The following is a 17,121-nucleotide window of genomic DNA, read 5'->3' on the forward strand; positions in this document are numbered from 1 at the left end:
CTTTGTCAGGTTGGCATGTGTCGCCTGCTCCCACGGTATAACGCTTTTGTTCCTACAACCCGAGTCGCCCATGAAACTGCTGATCGTCGAAGACCAACCGAAAACCGGCCACTACCTGCGCCAGGGCCTGACCGAGGCCGGTTTCAACACAGAACTGGTGGCCGACGGCGTCAGCGGTCAGCAACTGGCGTTGAGCGGAGATTATGCGCTGTTGATTCTCGACGTGATGCTGCCCGGGCGCAGTGGCTGGCAGATTCTGCAGGCGGTGCGCAGTGCCGGCCTCGACACACCGGTGCTGTTTCTAACCGCCAAGGACGCCGTGGAAGACCGGGTGCACGGCCTCGAACTCGGCGCCGACGATTATCTGGTCAAACCCTTCGCCTTTTCCGAATTGCTGGCCCGGGTGCGCAGCCTGCTGCGCCGGGGCAGCGCGACGCCACAGGAAACCAGTCTGCAACTGGCCGATCTGCGTCTGGACCTGATCCGTCGCCGGGTCGAACGCAGTGGCCAGCGCATCGACCTCACCGCCAAGGAATTCGCCCTGCTGGAAATGCTCCTGCGCCGCCAGGGTGAAGTATTGCCGAAATCGCTGATTGCCTCGCAGGTCTGGGACATGAACTTCGACAGCGACACCAACGTGATCGAAGTGGCGATCCGGCGCCTGCGCCTGAAGATCGACGATGACTTTCCCAACAAACTGATCCACACCGTGCGCGGCATGGGTTACGTGCTTGAAGAGCGTCCGGCCTGATGCGTCGCCTGTCGCTGAGTTCTCGTCTGGCTCTGCTGTTTGCCGCGTGCACCGCCGTGGTCTCGCTGTTCGCCGGGGTGCTGTTCAGCCGCGCCAGCGAGGCGCACTTCATTGAGCTTGATCAGCAATTGCTGGATGGCAAACTGATCGGCCTGCGCCGGGCCTTGCAGGATGTGCAACCCGCTCAGCGTGAGGCACGGCTGGCGGATGAGCTGAGCCGCCAGGCCGATCTGGCGCTGCGTATTACCGGCAGTGACGGTCAGCGCTGGTACGACAGTTCGATCAATTTGCCGCAGAACTTGCCGCAACAGCCGGGCCTGTCGACCATCAGCCATGACGGCGCCGACTACCGCGTGCTCAACGCCCCGCTCTACCCTGACAAAACCGACTCGCCACAGCTCACTCTGCTGCTGGACATCACCCATCACCAGCACTTCCTGCAGCGCATGCAGCATCTGATCTGGCTGACCATCGGCTTGTCGGCCCTGGCCACCGCGCTGCTCGGCGCGTGGGCGGCGCGCAGCGGTTTGCGTCCGTTGCGCCGTATGAGTGCAGTGGCGCGTGGGATTTCCGCACAATCGCTGAATGCCCGACTGCCGGAAGCGCAAATGCCGCCAGAGCTTGCTGAAATGGCCCACAGCTTCAACGCCATGCTCGGACGCCTCGACGACTCGTTTCAACGGCTGTCGGCGTTCTCTGCCGACATCGCCCATGAACTGCGCACACCGCTGTCGAACCTGCTGACCCACACCCAGGTCACCCTCACCCGCCCGCGACCGATCGAGGATTACCGCGAAGCCCTGCACAGCAACCTCGAAGAACTGCAATGGATGGCCCAACTGGTCAACGACATGCTTTATCTGGCCAAGGCTGACCACGGTTTGCTGATGCCCAAGCGTGAGGCACTGGAACTGGCGGATGAGAGCGATGTGCTGCTGGAGTTTTTTGCGCCACTGGCCGAGGACGCCGGGGTGACGCTGAGCCGCGAAGGTCATGCGCGTATAGAAGGCGATCGCAGCATGCTGCGCCGGGCCTTGTCGAATCTGCTGGATAACGCGCTGCGCTTCACCCCGGCGTCAGGCAGCGTGCGCCTGTCCATCGTCGATCAACCGCACATAGCGCAGGTGTCGGTGGAGAACAGTGGCGAAGGCATTTCGGCAGAGTTGTTGCCACGGCTGTTTGACCGGTTTTATCGAGCAGATCCGGCGCGGCAGGAAGGCAGCAGTGAACATGCGGGGCTGGGGCTGGCGATTACCCAATCGATCGTCCGCGCCCATGGTGGGCAGATTCATTGCGAATCGGCTGCGGGGTGGACGCGGTTTGTGATCGAGTTGCCCAAAGGAGAATGAGGTCGATAGGACCGGCCCCTTCGCGAGCAAGCCCGCTCCCACATTGGATCTGCGTTAACCCTGAATTTGTATCACTGTGGGGGTTAGCTAGCCACACAGGGGATCTGTGTCATACACAAATCCCCTGTGGGAGCGGGCTTGCTCGCGAAGGCGGTATTGAAGCTCAGGAATATCTCAGCGCATGCGCCGGCTCGATCTTCGCCGCCCGCAACGCCGGGTACACCGTCGCCAGGAAGCTCAGAATAAAGCCCGCCGAGCAGATCAACAGCACATCCCCGCCCTGCAATTCCGAAGGCAGGTTGCTGACGAAGTACACGTCGGAACTGAAGATATGCTGGCCGGTAACGCGCTCGACCCAGCCGACCATCTCGCTGACATTCAGTGCCGCGATCACGCCGAGCACGCCACCAATCAGTGTGCCGACAATGCCGATCACCGTGCCCTGCACCATGAAGATCGCCATGATCTGCCGGGGCGTGGCGCCGATGGTGCGCAGGATCGCGATGTCCGCGCCCTTGTCGTTAACCACCATGATCAGCGTGGCGATGATGTTGAACGCCGCCACCGCAACGATCATCAGCAACAGCAGGCCAATCATGGTTTTTTCCATTTTCATCGCGCTGAACAGGCTGCCCTGGGTGTGAGTCCAGTCGTCAGCCTTGAACTCGGCACCGAGGCCTGCGGCGATGTCCGAGGAGACTTTCGGCGCGGCGTACAGATCCTTCACCGCCAGGCGCACGCTCTGCACTTGATTCGGCTGCCAGTGCTGCATGGTCGCGGCATCGGCCACGTGGATCAGCCCCATCGAGCCGTCCAGTTCAGCGCCGACCTTGAACACACCGACCACGTTCAGGCGCTGCATGCGCGGGGTAATGCCACCCGGTGCGGTGCTGACTTCCGGCACGATCAGAGTGATCTTGTCGCCGACGTTGAGGCGGAAGCGGCGCGCGGTGATTTCACCGATCACTACACCGAACTCGCCCGGTTTCAGGTCATCGAGACGCCCCTGCACAATGTGCTGGGCCACGATCGACACCTTGCCTTCCTGGGCCGGGTCGACGCCGCTGATCTGGATCGGCTGCATCAAACCCTTGTAGGACAGCATGCCTTCCATCTCGGTGAACGGCACGGCGGCGGTCACTTCCGGATTTTTCAGCGCGGCAGCGGCGACCGGCTGCCAGTCATCGATCGGCTTGACGCCAACGATGGTCGCGTGCGGCACCATGCCGAGGATGCGCGAGCTCATTTCACGCTGGAAGCCGTTCATCACCGACAGCACCACGATCATCGCCAGCACGCCGAGGGCGAGCCCGATCATCGAAGTCATCGAGATGAACGAAACAAAGCGATTGCGGCGCTTGGCGCGGGTATAGCGCGTGCCGATAAAGATCGATAACGGTCTGAACATTCGCTGGGGCACCGTATAAAAAATCAAGCTTAAAAAAGCGGCCAATCGCTTGAGAGCGTAGCGAGCGAAGGAAAGACAAGGCAAAAACAGGCGAGGAAGCGGAGTCTACTGGCTGTAAATGAGCATTCCGAGCCTGTTTTTAACGCAGTATTTCCGAGCGCAGTAGCTCTCAAGCGATTGGAGTCAGGCAGCCTTCCTGCAATTGCAGGACGCGGTCCATCTGGCGGGCCAGGTTCATGTCGTGAGTCACCACCAGGAACGCCGTGCGCATTGAAGTGCTGAGTTCCAGCATCAAGTCCTGGATGCCTTCGGCGGTGTGCGAATCAAGGTTGCCGGTTGGCTCGTCGAGCATCACCAGGCCCGGATTGTTCACCAGCGCACGGGCGATGGCCACACGCTGGCGCTCGCCACCGGAAAGCTCGGCCGGTTTGTGCTCCAGACGATGGCCCAGACCGACACGCTCAAGCAACGCGGTAGCGCGTTGACGTGCTTGCGGGATCGCGGTCTTGCCGATCAGCAGCGGCATGCAGACGTTTTCCAGCGCGGTGAACTCCGGCAGCAAGTGGTGGAACTGGTACACGAACCCGAGGGCACGGTTACGCAGCAGGCCACGCTTCTTCTCGCTCAGCGCCGACAGTTCTTCGCCGTCGAGCCAGACGCTGCCTTCAGTCGGCGTGTCGAGACCGCCGAGCAGGTTGAGCAAGGTACTTTTGCCGGAACCAGACTTGCCGACGATCGCCACACGCTCGCCCGGGTGCAACTCCAGTTGCAGACCGGCCAACACTTGCACCGACTCCGGGCCTTCCTCGTAGGATTTGCCCAGGTTGCGGCAGCTCAAGATTGCTTTATCACTCATGCCCGACTCACTCATAACGTAGCGCCTCCGCCGGCTGGGTGCGCGCAGCACGCCAGGCGGGATACAGGGTGGCGAGGAAACTCAGGACCAACGCAGCGGCGCAGACCATGACCACGTCCTGGCTCTGCACCTGCGACGGCAGGTAATCAATGAAATACACATCGGCGTTGAGGAACTTGTGGCCGATCAGCCCTTCGAGGGCGGAAATCGCCGCGCTGACGTTCAACGCCGCGAGAATACCGAGCACCGCACCAATCGCCGTACCGACCACGCCGATCACGGTGCCCTGCACCATGAACGTGCGCATGATCGTCCCCGGCGTGGCGCCGAGGGTACGCAGAATGGCGATGTCGCTCTTCTTGTCATTTACCACCATCACCAGCGTGGAAATGATGTTGAACGCAGCCACCGCGACGATCAGCAGCAACAGCAGGCCGATCATGGCTTTTTCCATGCGGATCGCCTGATACAGGTTGCCGTGGGTGCGGGTCCAGTCGCGGGCGTAGTAATGGTCTTCGCCCAGTTGCTGGGCGATGGTCCAGGCCACGCGCGGCGCCTGGAACAGATCATCGAACTTCAACCGGATGCCCTGCACCTGATCAGGCTTCCAGCGGTGCATTTTCGCCAGATCCTGCAGGTTGGTGACGCCCAGGTAGCCGTCCAGCTCACCGGCGCCGACATGGAAAATGCCAACCACGGTAAAGCGCTTCATGCGCGGGAACATCCCGGCCGGGGTCACGCTGACCTCCGGCGCGACGAAGGTGACTTTGTCACCGAGGCCCACGCCGAGCTTGGTCGCGGCCTTGTCGCCGATGACGATGCCGAAGCTGCCCGGCGTCAAATCGTCGAGTTTGCCCTGCTTCATGAAGTTGTCGATGATCGACACATTGCGCTCGAGCGCAGGGTCGATGGCGTTGAGCAACACCTTGGACACCTGGCCGTTGTTGGTCAGCAAACCCTGCATCTGGGTGAACGGCGCAACCGCCGTCACCTCAGGGTTGCGTTTGACCTTGGCGGCCAGGCTCTGCCAATCGTTGATCGGCTCGCCGGTTTCAAGAGTCGCGTGGGGCACCATGCCCAGCACGCGGGTGCGCATCTCATGATCGAAGCCGTTCATCACCGATAGCACCACGATCATCACGACCACGCCAAGGGCGAGCCCGATCATCGAAGTCAGGGAAATGAATGACACAAAATGATTGCGACGCTTTGCACGGGTATAACGCGTGCCGATAAATACGAAGAGAGGTCTGAACATGTCGGGGCTTGTTCGGAGGGAAAAGGAACGTCCTTGTGGCGGGGGTCGATAACCAGCTTTACACTCAGACCACCGCCGCTACCATGGGTTCGCCATGTCGACATTAGATGAAGAAGATCGCCGCGAATACTACCGTATCGAGGACATGATCGCACTGGAAATTCGGCCCCTGTCCGCTCCCGAAGCGGCAGGCCAGGAAGTGTTGCAGGATGCTTCCCCGCTGTTCAACCTGCTCAGCGAACTGCACCTGAGCGAATTCGAGTCGCAGCACCTGTTACGCCAGATCAGCGAGCGCGACCGGGCGATCGCCGCGTTTCTCAAATCCCAGAACAAACGCATCGACCTGCTCAGCCAGGTGGTCGCCCTGACCGTGCTCGGCCATATCGGCGAGCCACAACCGGTGATCATCTCCGAAGGCGGGATCGACTTTCAGCACCCGACCCCGATTGCCACTGGCGCGCACCTGTCGGTGACACTGGTGCTGATGCCGCAGGCACTGGGCCTGCTGCTGCGCGCCCGCGTCACTCATTGCGATCGCAAGGGCGACGGCTACGACGTCGGCACCGAGTTCGAACACTTGACCGACGCCCAGCGCCAGTTGCTCGCCCGCTATATCTTGCAGAAACAGGCCCAGGAACGACGCCTGGCCCGTGAACAGAACGAATCAGGCATTTAAATTAAGGAAGCACCGTGACCCTCATCTACGGCCACCGCGGCGCCAAGGGCGAAGCACCGGAAAATACCCTGACCAGTTTTCAGGAATGTCTCAAGCACGGCGTACGCCGTTGCGAACTGGATCTGCACCTGTCCAAGGACGGCGAGCTGATGGTGATCCACGACCCGACCCTCAAGCGCACCACCGACCGGCGCGGCAAGGTGGTCGAACACACCGCCGCCGAACTGGTGACCTACGACGCGCGCAAGGGCGGCCCGGGCTGGATCAAGCCGTGCCCGATTCCGACTCTGGAAGAGCTGTTCGAAAAATGTGATTTCGAGCACTGGCAACTGGAAGTCAAAAGCGCTTCACGCACCCGCGCCGCGACTACCGTACTGGCGATTCGCGAAATGGCCCAGCGTCATGGCCTGCTGAACAAGGTCACCATCACTTCGAGCTCACGGGAAGTGCTGAAAGCGGCGCTGGACCTGGTACCGGACGTGTCGCGTGGACTGGTGGCCGAATACGCCTGGCTCGACCCGCTAAAGGTCGCGGCCAGCTATGGCTGTGAGATTCTGGCTCTGAACTGGACGCTGTGTACGCCGGAACGCCTGCAGAAGGCGCAGCGTCAGGGGCTGCATGTGTCGGTGTGGACCGTCAACGAGCCTGCGCTGATGCGCAGACTCGCCGACTTCGGCGTTGACAGCCTGATTACAGACTTTCCCGGTTTGGCCACTGCCACCCTTGAGAATTGCTGAAATCGGTCTCCCCGGCCGGCTCAGGCCACCGGCCGGAGCCCGTCAAAAAAGCCGGTTGAGGCCGTCGTACGCCGCTACCCGATAGGCTTCGGCCATGGTCGGGTAGTTGAACGTGGTGTTGACGAAATACTTCAGGGTGTTCAACTCGCCCGGCTGGCTCATGATCGCCTGACCGATGTGCACGATCTCCGACGCCTGATAACCGAAGCAGTGAACACCCAGCACTTCCAGGGTTTCACGGTGGAACAGGATCTTCAGCATGCCTTGCGGCTCGCCGGCGATCTGCGCACGCGCCATGCTCTTGAAGAACGCCTTGCCGACTTCGTACGGCACCTTGGCCTGGGTCAGCTCCTGCTCGTTCTTGCCGATCGAGCTGATCTCCGGAATGGTGTAGATGCCGGTCGGCACGTCATTCACAAAGCGCCAGCTACCGTTATCGACGATGCTGCCGGCAGCCGAACGACCCTGGTCGTGGGCGGCACTGGCCAGGCTCGGCCAGCCGATCACGTCGCCAGCGCCATAGATGTTCGGCACGCAGGTGCGGTAGGCCTCGTCGACTTCGATCTGGCCACGGCTGTTGACCTTGACCCCGATGTTTTCCAGACCGAGCTGGTCGGTGTTACCGGTACGGCCGTTGCACCAGAGCAAGGCATCGGCCTTGATCTTCTTGCCGGACTTCAGGTGCAGGATAACCCCGTTATCGACGCCCTCAACGCGATCGTAATCTTCGTTGTGGCGCACGGTGATGTTGTTGTTGCTGAAGTGATAGCTCAACGCCTGGGAGATTTCCGAGTCGAGGAAGCTCAGCAACTGACCGCGGTTGTCCACCAGTTCAACCAGTACCCCCAGACCGCTGAAGATCGAGGCGTATTCGCAACCGATCACACCGGCGCCGTAAACGATGAGTTTGCGCGGGGTGTGGCCGAGGCTGAGGATGGTGTCGCTATCGTAGATACGCGGGTGATTGAAATCGATGTCCGCCGGGCGATAAGGGCGCGAACCGGTGGCGATGATGATGTGCTTGGCCACCAGCTTCTCGACCACGCCGTTGGCGCAGACCACTTCGATGGTTTGCTCGTCGGCGAAGCTGCCGGTGCCGAAGAACACGTCGACGCGGTTACGAGCGTAGTAGCCAGTGCGCGAAGCGACTTGTTTGGAAATGACTTTCTCGGCGCTTTTCAACACGTCCGGGAAGGAGAACCAGCGTGGCTCGCCGATCGCCCGGAACATCGGGTTGGTGTTAAACTGCATGATCTGCCGCACCGAGTGACGCAGGGCCTTGGACGGGATGGTTCCCAGGTGGGTGCAGTTACCGCCGACCTGGCGACGGCTGTCGACCATCGCCACCTTGCGCCCTGCTTTGGCGGCGTTCATTGCCGCGCCTTCTCCCGCCGGGCCGGAACCCAACACCACCACGTCGTAGTTGTAGACAGCCATGCGTACTCCTCAGAACAGGCCGCGGTGCCAGCAGCACCGGCGGCTAAATCACGCCGAATCGCGGCGCGAAGGAACAATTGGGGGTCAGTAAAGAACCCGGACACAGTCTATAGAAGCGTCAACGCCGCGCACATTAACCCTTGGTCGCGTCGTAGGCTACTTTTGCCTGCACTACAACGCCAGCTTTCGTACTGTTTTCAGTCAACTTTTGCGCCACTGAGGCGTTCGAAAGCTGCACTGGTGCGGATAACAAAACCTGTATCGGCACGAATCACGAAGAATGCACCAATGTCGTGTTTTTCGGCATAGTCCCAAGCCCTTTCAGGCCCGAGAATCAGCAACAGCGTCGATAGTCCATCGGCCATCAACGCTGAAGGATGAATTACCGTGACTGACGCCAGGCTGTGTAGGACCGGCGCCCCGCTCCGCGCATCGAAGGTGTGGGAATAACGCCGGCCACCTTGCAGGAAATAGTTACGGTAATCACCGGAGGTGGAAACCCCGTAGCCGTCGACCTGAATGATCCGTTCGGCCACCTGTTGATCGTCTCGCGGCTCTTCCAGCGCAATACGCCAGGATGAGCCATCAAGCTTCTTGCCCTTGGCCTTTAGCTCACCGGTGGCTTCGGCGAGATAGTCATGGATGCCCATCGACTCGAGCCTGGCGGCGATGGTGTCGACCGCGTAACCGGCGGCGATGCTGTTGAAGTCGACTTCGACAGCGGCGTCCTTGCACAAGCGGTCGCCGTCGATATGCAAATGGCGGTAGCCGACTCGCTGCAGGGTTTCGGCCAGCGCGGCGGAGTCGGGGACTGTCTCTTCACGCCCTTGCGGGCCGAATCCCCACAGGTTCATCAGCGGTTCGACAGTCAGGTCGTAGGAACCTTCGCTTTGCTCCGACAGCTGCTCGCCGACACGGACCAATTCGAGCGCGGCAGCCGGCATGGTCTGACAGCTGTTCGCTGGCAAGGCATTGAAACGTTCGATGTCGGAGTCATTGCGATAGGTCGACATCTGCCGATCCACTTTCGCGAGGATAGCCTCCACTTCCCGGCGAACTTGCGCCGGTTCGGCAATACCCGAGTGCCGCACGTACTTGATCGAATACGTGCTGCCCATGGTCGGCCCCCCAAAGCTTTCCATGGACTCACCGTTGCCACAGGCAGCGAGGACAACCGTCACACTCACAAGCCAAACCCACCGTCCAGTGAACAATTCTTCATCTCCCCATAAAAGCGCGCCGGCCATTATGGATCAAAGGCCCGCACGCTCCCCAACGGATGCAACGCGTCATAAGAAACCAATAATGAGTAACTGAAAATGTCCTCGACCACGGGCAAAGGCAAAGCGATTTTTCGCGTTGTCAGCGGCAATTTTCTCGAGATGTTCGACTTTATGGTCTATGGCTTCTACGCCACGGCCATCGCCAAAACCTTCTTCCCGGCCGACAGCGCCTTCGCTTCCCTGATGCTGTCCCTGGCCACCTTCGGTGCCGGTTTCCTGATGCGTCCACTGGGCGCGATCTTCCTTGGTGCCTACATTGACCGTCACGGTCGTCGCCAGGGCCTGATCATTACCCTTGCGTTGATGGCCGCCGGTACGATCCTCATCGCCTGCGTGCCGGGCTATGCCACTCTGGGTGTCGCAGCGCCGTTGATCGTGCTGTTCGGTCGCTTGCTGCAAGGCTTCTCGGCCGGCGTCGAGCTAGGCGGTGTTTCGGTGTATCTGGCGGAAATCGCTACGCCGGGCCGCAAAGGCTTTTTCGTCAGTTGGCAGTCCGCCAGCCAGCAGGCGGCGGTGGTGTTTGCCGGCCTGCTCGGAGTGGGTCTCAACCACTGGCTGAGCCCGGAACAGATGGGTGACTGGGGCTGGCGCGTGCCGTTCCTGATCGGCTGCATGATTGTTCCGGTGATCTTCGTCATTCGTCGTTCGCTGGAGGAAACCCCGGAATTCCAGGCGCGCAAACATCGCCCTACCCTGCGGGAAATCGTCCGTTCGATCGGCCAGAACTTTGGCATCGTCATCGCCGGCATGGCGCTGGTGGTGATGACCACGGTTTCGTTCTACCTGATCACCGCCTACACCCCGACCTTCGGCAAGGCCGAACTGCATCTGTCGGACTTCGACGCGCTGCTGGTGACCGTGTGCATCGGTCTGTCGAACTTCTTCTGGCTGCCGGTGATGGGCGCGGTGTCCGACAAGATCGGGCGCAAACCCCTACTGCTGGCGGCGACCATTCTGGCGATCCTGACCGCCTATCCGGCGCTGTCGTGGCTGGTGGCGAACCCGAGCTTCAGTCATCTGCTGATCGTCGAACTGTGGCTGTCGTTCCTGTACGGTTCGTACAACGGCGCGATGGTCGTGGCTCTGACCGAAATCATGCCGGTGGAAGTGCGCACCACCGGATTCTCGCTGGCCTATAGCCTGGCGACGGCGACCTTTGGTGGCTTCACGCCGGCAGCCTGTACTTATCTGATCCATGTGCTGGACAACAAGGCTGCGCCGGGGATCTGGCTCAGCGGTGCGGCGGTACTGGGGTTGATTGCGACGCTGGTGCTGTTCCGTGGCAATAAGCATGAGCTGCGGACTGCGCAAGCGCCTGTGGCAGGCGGCGCCCGATAAAACGCCTTCGGGAGCAAGCCCCCTCCCACAAGGTCCGGTGGTGCCAACATGATTGTGTGAACACCGCCAAACCTGTGGGAGGGGGCTTGCTCCCGAAGAGGCCGGTACAGGCAATAAAGATTCAGCAGGCATAAAAAAACGCCCCGACCTAAGTCGGGGCGTTTTCATTTGCAGCGAAGGCTTAGCGCGGGAACGCTGGCGGATTTACATCAGCCATGTCTTCCATCACGCGAACCACCTGGCAGCTGTAGCCGAACTCGTTGTCGTACCAGACGTACAGCACAACGCGGTTGTCCTGAACGATGGTTGCTTCAGCATCGACCACACCGGCGTGACGCGAACCCACGAAGTCAGTGGACACCACTTCCTGCGAGTTGACGAAGTCGATTTGCTTGTGCAGATCGGAGTGCAGCGCCATGTAGCGCAGGTACTCGTTCATCTCTTCACGGCTGGCGGCTTTCTCAAGGTTCAGGTTGAGAATGGCCATCGACACGTTTGGCGTCGGAACGCGGATCGCGTTACCGGTCAGCTTGCCGGCCAGCTCAGGCAGGGCCTTGGCAGCAGCGGTGGCAGCACCGGTTTCGGTGATGACCATGTTCAGCGCGGCGGAACGGCCACGGCGATCGCCCTTGTGGAAGTTGTCGATCAGGTTCTGGTCGTTGGTGTACGAGTGAACGGTTTCGACGTGACCGTTGATGATGCCGAACTTGTCATTCACAGCCTTCAGCACCGGCACGATGGCGTTGGTGGTGCAGGAAGCGGCGGACACGATCTTGTCGTCAGCGGTGATTTCGTTGTGGTTGATACCGTGAACGATGTTCTTCAGCTTGCCTTTGCCAGGCGCGGTCAGAACAACGCGAGCGACACCCGGGCATTGCAGGTGCTGACCCAGGCCATCGGCGTCGCGCCATACACCGGTGTTGTCCACCAGCAGCGCGTCTTTGATGCCGTACTGGGTGTAATCCACCTCGGTCGGGTTCTTCGCGTAGATCACCTGGATCAGGTTACCGTTGGCGGTGATGGTGTTGTTTTCTTCGTCGATGACGATGGTGCCGTTGAACGGACCGTGTACCGAATCGCGACGCAGCAGGCTGGCGCGCTTGGTCAGGTCGTTTTCGGCGCCTTTGCGCACGACGATGGCACGCAGACGCAGACCGTCGCCACCACCGGTTTTCTCGATCAGGATGCGCGCCAGCAGACGGCCGATACGACCGAAGCCGTACAGCACAACGTCAGTGCCTTTGCGGGCCGAAGCGTTTTGCTGACCAACCACGTCAGCCAGTTCTTCACGCACGAACTGCTCGGCGCTGCGGCCATTGCCTTCGCTGCGGAATTTGAACGCCAACTTGCCCAGGTCTACCGAAGCCGCGCCGAGCTTGAGCTCGCTCATGGCTTTCAGCAGAGGGAATGTTTCGTGGACGGAGAGTTCGCTATCGTCGGAGGAACGGTGGCGAGCAAAGCGGTGAGCTTTGAGAATCGCGATGACAGACTGGTTGATCAGGCTGCGGCCATAGATCGAGCTCACCACGTTGTTATTGCGGTAGAGCTGACCGATAAGCGGAATCATCGCTTCTGCGAGTGCTTCACGGTCGATCCATTCACCAAGACACTGGTCGGGCTTCTGAGTCACGGGAACCTTCCACATGTAGGGGCAGAAAAAAGGGGCTACATTATGCCGCCGAGAACCTCTTGTAGCAATGCGCGCTTGTCGCGCAATCGGTAACAAAATTCCGTTCAAAAAAATTACGCCCCGCGCCAGCCCAGTAAAACCGGGGCTTCCAGCGCAGTCAATTTTTCGACGACTGTTAGACGATGTCTGTAACCCTCCGTAACACCAGTCGATTTCGGCACTACATAACCACTAAAAAAGTGCTCGTTTTTATGGTTACCACTACATTTTGCGCAAAGCGCGAAGATAGACGCAGTCTGCAACTGACAGCCGGCACCTGACGCCGCTACAATTACCGACTTTGTCGCAAAGCCTGGAGCTCAACCTTCCGTGCCCGTTCTGCGTCTACCGCTTCTCCCTGCCGCGGCAGGTAAACAGCATTGGGGCAACCTGCCCGGTGCTGCCCTCAGCCTCGCGATTGCCGAGGCTGCCAGCGCTGCCAAGCGCTTCACCCTGCTACTGACCGCCGACAGCCAGAGTGCCGAACGGCTGGAACAGGAGCTGAGTTTCTTCGCCCCGGATTTGCCCGTACTGCATTTCCCCGACTGGGAAACCCTGCCGTACGATCTGTTCTCGCCGCACCAGGACATCATCTCCCAGCGTATCGCCAGCCTTTATAGACTGCCGGAACTGGCGCATGGCGTGCTGGTGGTGCCGATCACCACCGCCCTGCACCGCCTGGCGCCGACCAAGTTCCTGCTCGGCAGCAGCCTGGTGCTGGATGTCGGGCAGAAGCTCGATGTCGAACAGATGCGCTCGCGGCTTGAGGCCAGCGGCTATCGCTACGTCGATACGGTCTACGAGCACGGCGAGTTCACCGTGCGCGGCGCGCTGATCGACCTGTTCCCGATGGGCAGCAAACTGCCCTATCGCATCGACCTGTTCGACGACGAAATCGAAACCCTGCGCACCTTCGATCCGGAAAACCAGCGCTCCATCGACAAAGTCGATTCGGTCAAGCTGCTGCCGGCCCGAGAGTTCCCGCTGCAGAAAGATGCGGTCACCCGCTTCAAGGCGCGCTTTCGCGAGCGTTTTGATGTCGACTTCCGACGCTGCCCGATCTTCCAGGACTTGAGCAGCGGCATCACCCCGGCCGGTATCGAGTACTACCTGCCGCTGTTCTTCGATGAAACCTCGACACTGTTCGATTACCTGCCGCAGGACACTCAAGTGTTCTCGCTGCCGGGTATCGAACAAGCGGCAGAAAATTTCTGGAACGACGTGCGCAATCGCTACGAAGAGCGCCGCGTCGATCCATCGCGTCCTTTATTGCCGCCAGCGGAATTGTTCCTGCCGGTGGAAGACTGCTTCGCCCGCCTCAAGAGCTGGCCACGCGTAGTCGCCAGCCAGCAGGACGTCGAGTCCGGCGCCGGTCGCGAGCGCTTCCCGGCGCAGGCACTGCCAAACCTGGCGATCGAAGCCAAGGCCACACAACCACTGGCGGCGCTCTCGACATTCCTCGACGAATTCCCCGGACGCGTGCTGTTCACCGCCGAATCCGCGGGCCGGCGTGAAGTCCTGCTGGAGCTGCTGGAACGGCTGAAACTGCGGCCGAAAACCGTCGACAGCTGGCCGGACTTCGTTTCGAGCAAGGATCGTCTGGCGATCACCATTGCGCCGCTCGACGAAGGCTTGATGCTCGATGACCCGGCGCTGGCGCTGGTGGCGGAGAGCCCGTTGTTCGGTCAGCGCGTCATGCAGCGTCGTCGCCGGGAAAAACGCGCCGATGCCAACAACGATGCAGTGATCAAAAACCTTACCGAACTGCGCGAAGGCGCGCCGGTGGTGCACATCGATCACGGTGTCGGGCGTTATCTGGGCCTGACGATTCTGGAAATCGACAACCAGGCGGCCGAATTCCTTACCCTGGAATACGCTGAGAACGCCAAGCTCTACGTGCCAGTGGCCAACCTGCACCTGATCGCGCGTTACACCGGCAGCGATGACTCACTGGCGCCGCTGCACCGCCTCGGCTCCGAGACCTGGCAGAAAGCCAAGCGCAAGGCCGCCGAACAGGTGCGCGATGTCGCTGCTGAATTGCTCGACATCTATGCCCGTCGTGCCGCCCGCGAAGGCTACGCGTTTGCCGACCCGAAAGCCGATTACGCGACCTTCAGCGCCGGTTTCCCGTTCGAAGAAACCCCGGACCAGCAAGCGACCATCGAAGCGGTGCGCGAAGACATGCTCGCGCCAAAGCCGATGGATCGTCTGGTCTGCGGCGACGTCGGTTTCGGCAAGACCGAAGTGGCGATGCGCGCCGCGTTCATCGCCGTGCACGGCGGGCGTCAGGTGGCGATTCTGGTGCCGACCACCCTGCTCGCCCAGCAGCACTACAACAGTTTCCGCGACCGTTTCGCCGACTGGCCAGTGACCGTGGAAGTGATGAGCCGCTTCAAATCGGCCAAGGAAGTCAACGCGGCGATCGCCGATCTGGCGGAAGGCAAGATCGACATCGTCATCGGCACGCACAAGCTGCTGTCCGACGATGTGAAGATCAAAAACCTGGGTCTGGTGATCATCGACGAAGAGCACCGCTTCGGTGTGCGGCAGAAAGAACAGCTCAAGGCCCTGCGCAGCGAAGTCGACATTCTCACGCTGACCGCCACGCCGATTCCGCGCACGCTGAACATGGCGGTGTCGGGCATGCGTGATCTGTCGATCATCGCCACGCCGCCGGCGCGACGCCTGTCGGTGCGCACCTTCGTCATGGAGCAGAACAAGAGCACGGTCAAAGAGGCCCTGCTGCGTGAACTGCTGCGCGGTGGTCAGGTTTACTACCTGCACAACGACGTCAAAACAATCGAGAAGTGCGCGGCGGATCTCGCCGAACTGGTGCCGGAAGCGCGGATCGGCATCGGCCACGGACAGATGCGTGAACGCGAACTCGAACAGGTGATGAGCGACTTCTATCACAAGCGCTTCAACGTGCTGATTGCCTCGACCATCATCGAGACCGGCATCGACGTGCCGAGCGCCAACACCATCATCATCGAGCGCGCCGACAAGTTCGGTCTGGCGCAATTGCACCAGTTGCGCGGACGCGTCGGCCGCAGTCACCACCAGGCTTACGCGTACCTGCTGACCCCACCGCGCCAGCAAATCACTTCGGACGCGGAAAAGCGTCTGGAAGCGATTGCCAACACCCAGGATCTGGGCGCCGGTTTCGTGCTGGCGACCAACGACCTGGAAATCCGTGGCGCCGGCGAACTGCTGGGCGACGGCCAGAGTGGGCAGATTCAGGCCGTGGGCTTCACGCTGTACATGGAAATGCTCGAGCGCGCGGTGAAGTCGATCCGCAAGGGCGAGCAACCGAATCTCGATCAACCGCTCGGCGGTGGCCCGGAGGTCAACCTGCGCGTGCCTGCGCTGATTCCGGAAGACTATCTGCCGGACGTTCACGCCCGCCTGATTCTGTACAAGCGCATCGCTTCGGCCACCGACGAGGAAGGCCTGAAGGATCTGCAAGTGGAGATGATCGATCGTTTCGGCCTGCTGCCGGAGCCGACCAAGAATCTGGTGCGCATCACTGCGCTGAAGTTGCAGGCCGAACAGCTGGGCATCAAGAAAGTCGACGGTGGCCCGCAGGGTGGACGCATCGAGTTCGCCGCGCAGACGCCGGTCGACCCGATGACCTTGATCAAACTGATCCAGACTCAGCCAAAACGCTACAAATTCGAAGGCGCCACGATGTTCAAGTTCCAGGTGCCGATGGAACGCCCGGAAGAGCGCTTTAATACTGTAGAGGCGCTGTTCGAGCGCCTCCTCCCGAAAACTGTTTGAAGGACGCCGCATGCGCCTGTTTCGCTCACTGACTTTGCTACTTGCCTTGGTAGCCCCTTCGGTTTTCGCCGATGACCTGTATCAGGTCGAAATGATTCTGGTGCGCCAGAACGCCGTGCCGGCTATCGTCAGCCGCGCCGCCCCGGAAGACTGGGCCGCCGGCGCTCAACGCCTGGGTGATGACAGCCTGCGCACACCTGCGCTCGGCGACGTTGCCAGCAAACTCAGCGCCAGCGGTGATTACAGTGTGCTGATGCACAAGGCCTGGCAGCAGACCCTCGGCGAAGCGCCGACCAAGGTGGCCGTCAGCGACGGCAAGGAACAGTTCGGCCAGTTCCCGATCGAGGGCACGCTGGAAATGAAACTCGGGCGCTTTACCGACGTGAACGCCGACTTCTGGGTCAACCAGATCGACGCCAACGGCATGGTCACTGCCAGCGAACACCTGAAACAGGACAGCCACACCAAAAACGGCCAGCTCAACTATCTCGACAACGGCCACTTGGCGCTGCTGATCAAGATCACATCCCTGACGGCGCCCGCCCCACGGCAAGCCCCTGAAGCGATTCCGGACTGATC

Annotated in this window: 13 protein-coding genes; 7 read left to right on the forward strand and 6 right to left on the reverse strand. The window is 60.8% G+C overall.

The annotated features are described in order from the left end of the window. Positions 1-70 precede the first annotated feature (70 nt). Positions 71-751 carry a heavy metal response regulator transcription factor gene (locus tag V3W27_RS16510; protein ID WP_330207079.1) on the forward strand — a complete coding sequence of 227 codons (681 nt, stop codon included), beginning with the start codon at positions 71-73 and terminating at the stop codon, positions 749-751. After that, a complete protein-coding gene (locus V3W27_RS16515) occupies positions 751-2,100 on the forward strand; it encodes a heavy metal sensor histidine kinase (protein WP_330207080.1) in 1,350 nt (449 codons plus the stop codon). Before V3W27_RS16510 ends, V3W27_RS16515 begins: the two co-directional genes overlap by 1 nt. A gap of 163 nt (positions 2,101-2,263) precedes the next feature. Here V3W27_RS16515 and V3W27_RS16520 read toward each other — a convergent pair whose 3' ends face one another. The 3 genes from V3W27_RS16520 to V3W27_RS16530 form a co-directional block, all read right to left on the reverse strand. Continuing rightward, a complete protein-coding gene (locus V3W27_RS16520) occupies positions 2,264-3,508 on the reverse strand; it encodes a lipoprotein-releasing ABC transporter permease subunit (protein ID WP_041068958.1) in 1,245 nt (414 codons plus the stop codon). Positions 3,509-3,677: 169 nt separating this feature from the next. Further along, positions 3,678-4,364 (reverse strand): lipoprotein-releasing ABC transporter ATP-binding protein LolD, encoded by a 687-nt coding sequence (gene lolD, locus V3W27_RS16525; RefSeq protein WP_167734160.1) that lies wholly within the window; start codon positions 4,362-4,364, stop codon positions 3,678-3,680. A gap of 7 nt (positions 4,365-4,371) precedes the next feature. Next, the gene (locus V3W27_RS16530) at positions 4,372-5,622 is read right to left on the reverse strand and encodes a lipoprotein-releasing ABC transporter permease subunit (RefSeq protein WP_007968198.1); all 1,251 of its coding nucleotides are present in this window, start codon (positions 5,620-5,622) and stop codon (positions 4,372-4,374) included. A 94-nt stretch (positions 5,623-5,716) separates the two neighbouring features. On the opposite strand from V3W27_RS16530, the gene V3W27_RS16535 reads away from it, so the two are divergent. Together V3W27_RS16535 and V3W27_RS16540 are read left to right on the forward strand one after the other, a co-directional pair. Then, positions 5,717-6,298 (forward strand): PilZ domain-containing protein, encoded by a 582-nt coding sequence (locus tag V3W27_RS16535; RefSeq protein ID WP_330207081.1) that lies wholly within the window; start codon positions 5,717-5,719, stop codon positions 6,296-6,298. Between the two features lie 14 nt (positions 6,299-6,312). After that, positions 6,313-7,035 (forward strand): glycerophosphodiester phosphodiesterase, encoded by a 723-nt coding sequence (locus V3W27_RS16540; protein ID WP_330207082.1) that lies wholly within the window; start codon positions 6,313-6,315, stop codon positions 7,033-7,035. 42 nt (positions 7,036-7,077) lie between these two features. Here V3W27_RS16540 and sthA read toward each other — a convergent pair whose 3' ends face one another. Together sthA and V3W27_RS16550 are read right to left on the reverse strand one after the other, a co-directional pair. Then, positions 7,078-8,472 (reverse strand): Si-specific NAD(P)(+) transhydrogenase, encoded by a 1,395-nt coding sequence (gene sthA, locus V3W27_RS16545; protein WP_003226580.1) that lies wholly within the window; start codon positions 8,470-8,472, stop codon positions 7,078-7,080. Positions 8,473-8,669: 197 nt separating this feature from the next. Continuing rightward, positions 8,670-9,719: an FAD:protein FMN transferase gene (locus V3W27_RS16550; protein WP_330207083.1), complete on the reverse strand. Its 1,050-nt coding sequence runs from the start codon at positions 9,717-9,719 to the stop codon at positions 8,670-8,672. 72 nt (positions 9,720-9,791) lie between these two features. Here V3W27_RS16550 and V3W27_RS16555 point away from each other — a divergent pair, with 72 nt between their 5' ends. Continuing rightward, on the forward strand, positions 9,792-11,093 hold the full coding sequence (locus tag V3W27_RS16555; protein ID WP_330207084.1) for an MFS transporter: 1,302 nt from the start codon (positions 9,792-9,794) through the stop codon (positions 11,091-11,093). A gap of 181 nt (positions 11,094-11,274) precedes the next feature. On the opposite strand, the gene V3W27_RS16560 is transcribed toward V3W27_RS16555, so the two are convergent. Further along, positions 11,275-12,738, reverse strand: coding sequence for a glyceraldehyde-3-phosphate dehydrogenase (locus tag V3W27_RS16560; RefSeq protein WP_095140040.1), 1,464 nt, complete (start codon positions 12,736-12,738; stop codon positions 11,275-11,277). 354 nt (positions 12,739-13,092) lie between these two features. Here V3W27_RS16560 and mfd point away from each other — a divergent pair, with 354 nt between their 5' ends. Together mfd and V3W27_RS16570 are read left to right on the forward strand one after the other, a co-directional pair. Beyond that, positions 13,093-16,542, forward strand: coding sequence for a transcription-repair coupling factor (gene mfd, locus V3W27_RS16565; protein ID WP_096797171.1), 3,450 nt, complete (start codon positions 13,093-13,095; stop codon positions 16,540-16,542). A gap of 10 nt (positions 16,543-16,552) precedes the next feature. After that, positions 16,553-17,119: a CsiV family protein gene (locus tag V3W27_RS16570; protein ID WP_027611454.1), complete on the forward strand. Its 567-nt coding sequence runs from the start codon at positions 16,553-16,555 to the stop codon at positions 17,117-17,119. The last annotated feature ends 2 nt before the right edge of the window (positions 17,120-17,121 follow it).

This window comes from Pseudomonas sp. AM14(2022) (genome assembly GCF_036346455.1).
Taxonomy (GTDB): Bacteria; Pseudomonadota; Gammaproteobacteria; order Pseudomonadales; family Pseudomonadaceae; genus Aquipseudomonas; species Aquipseudomonas putida_A.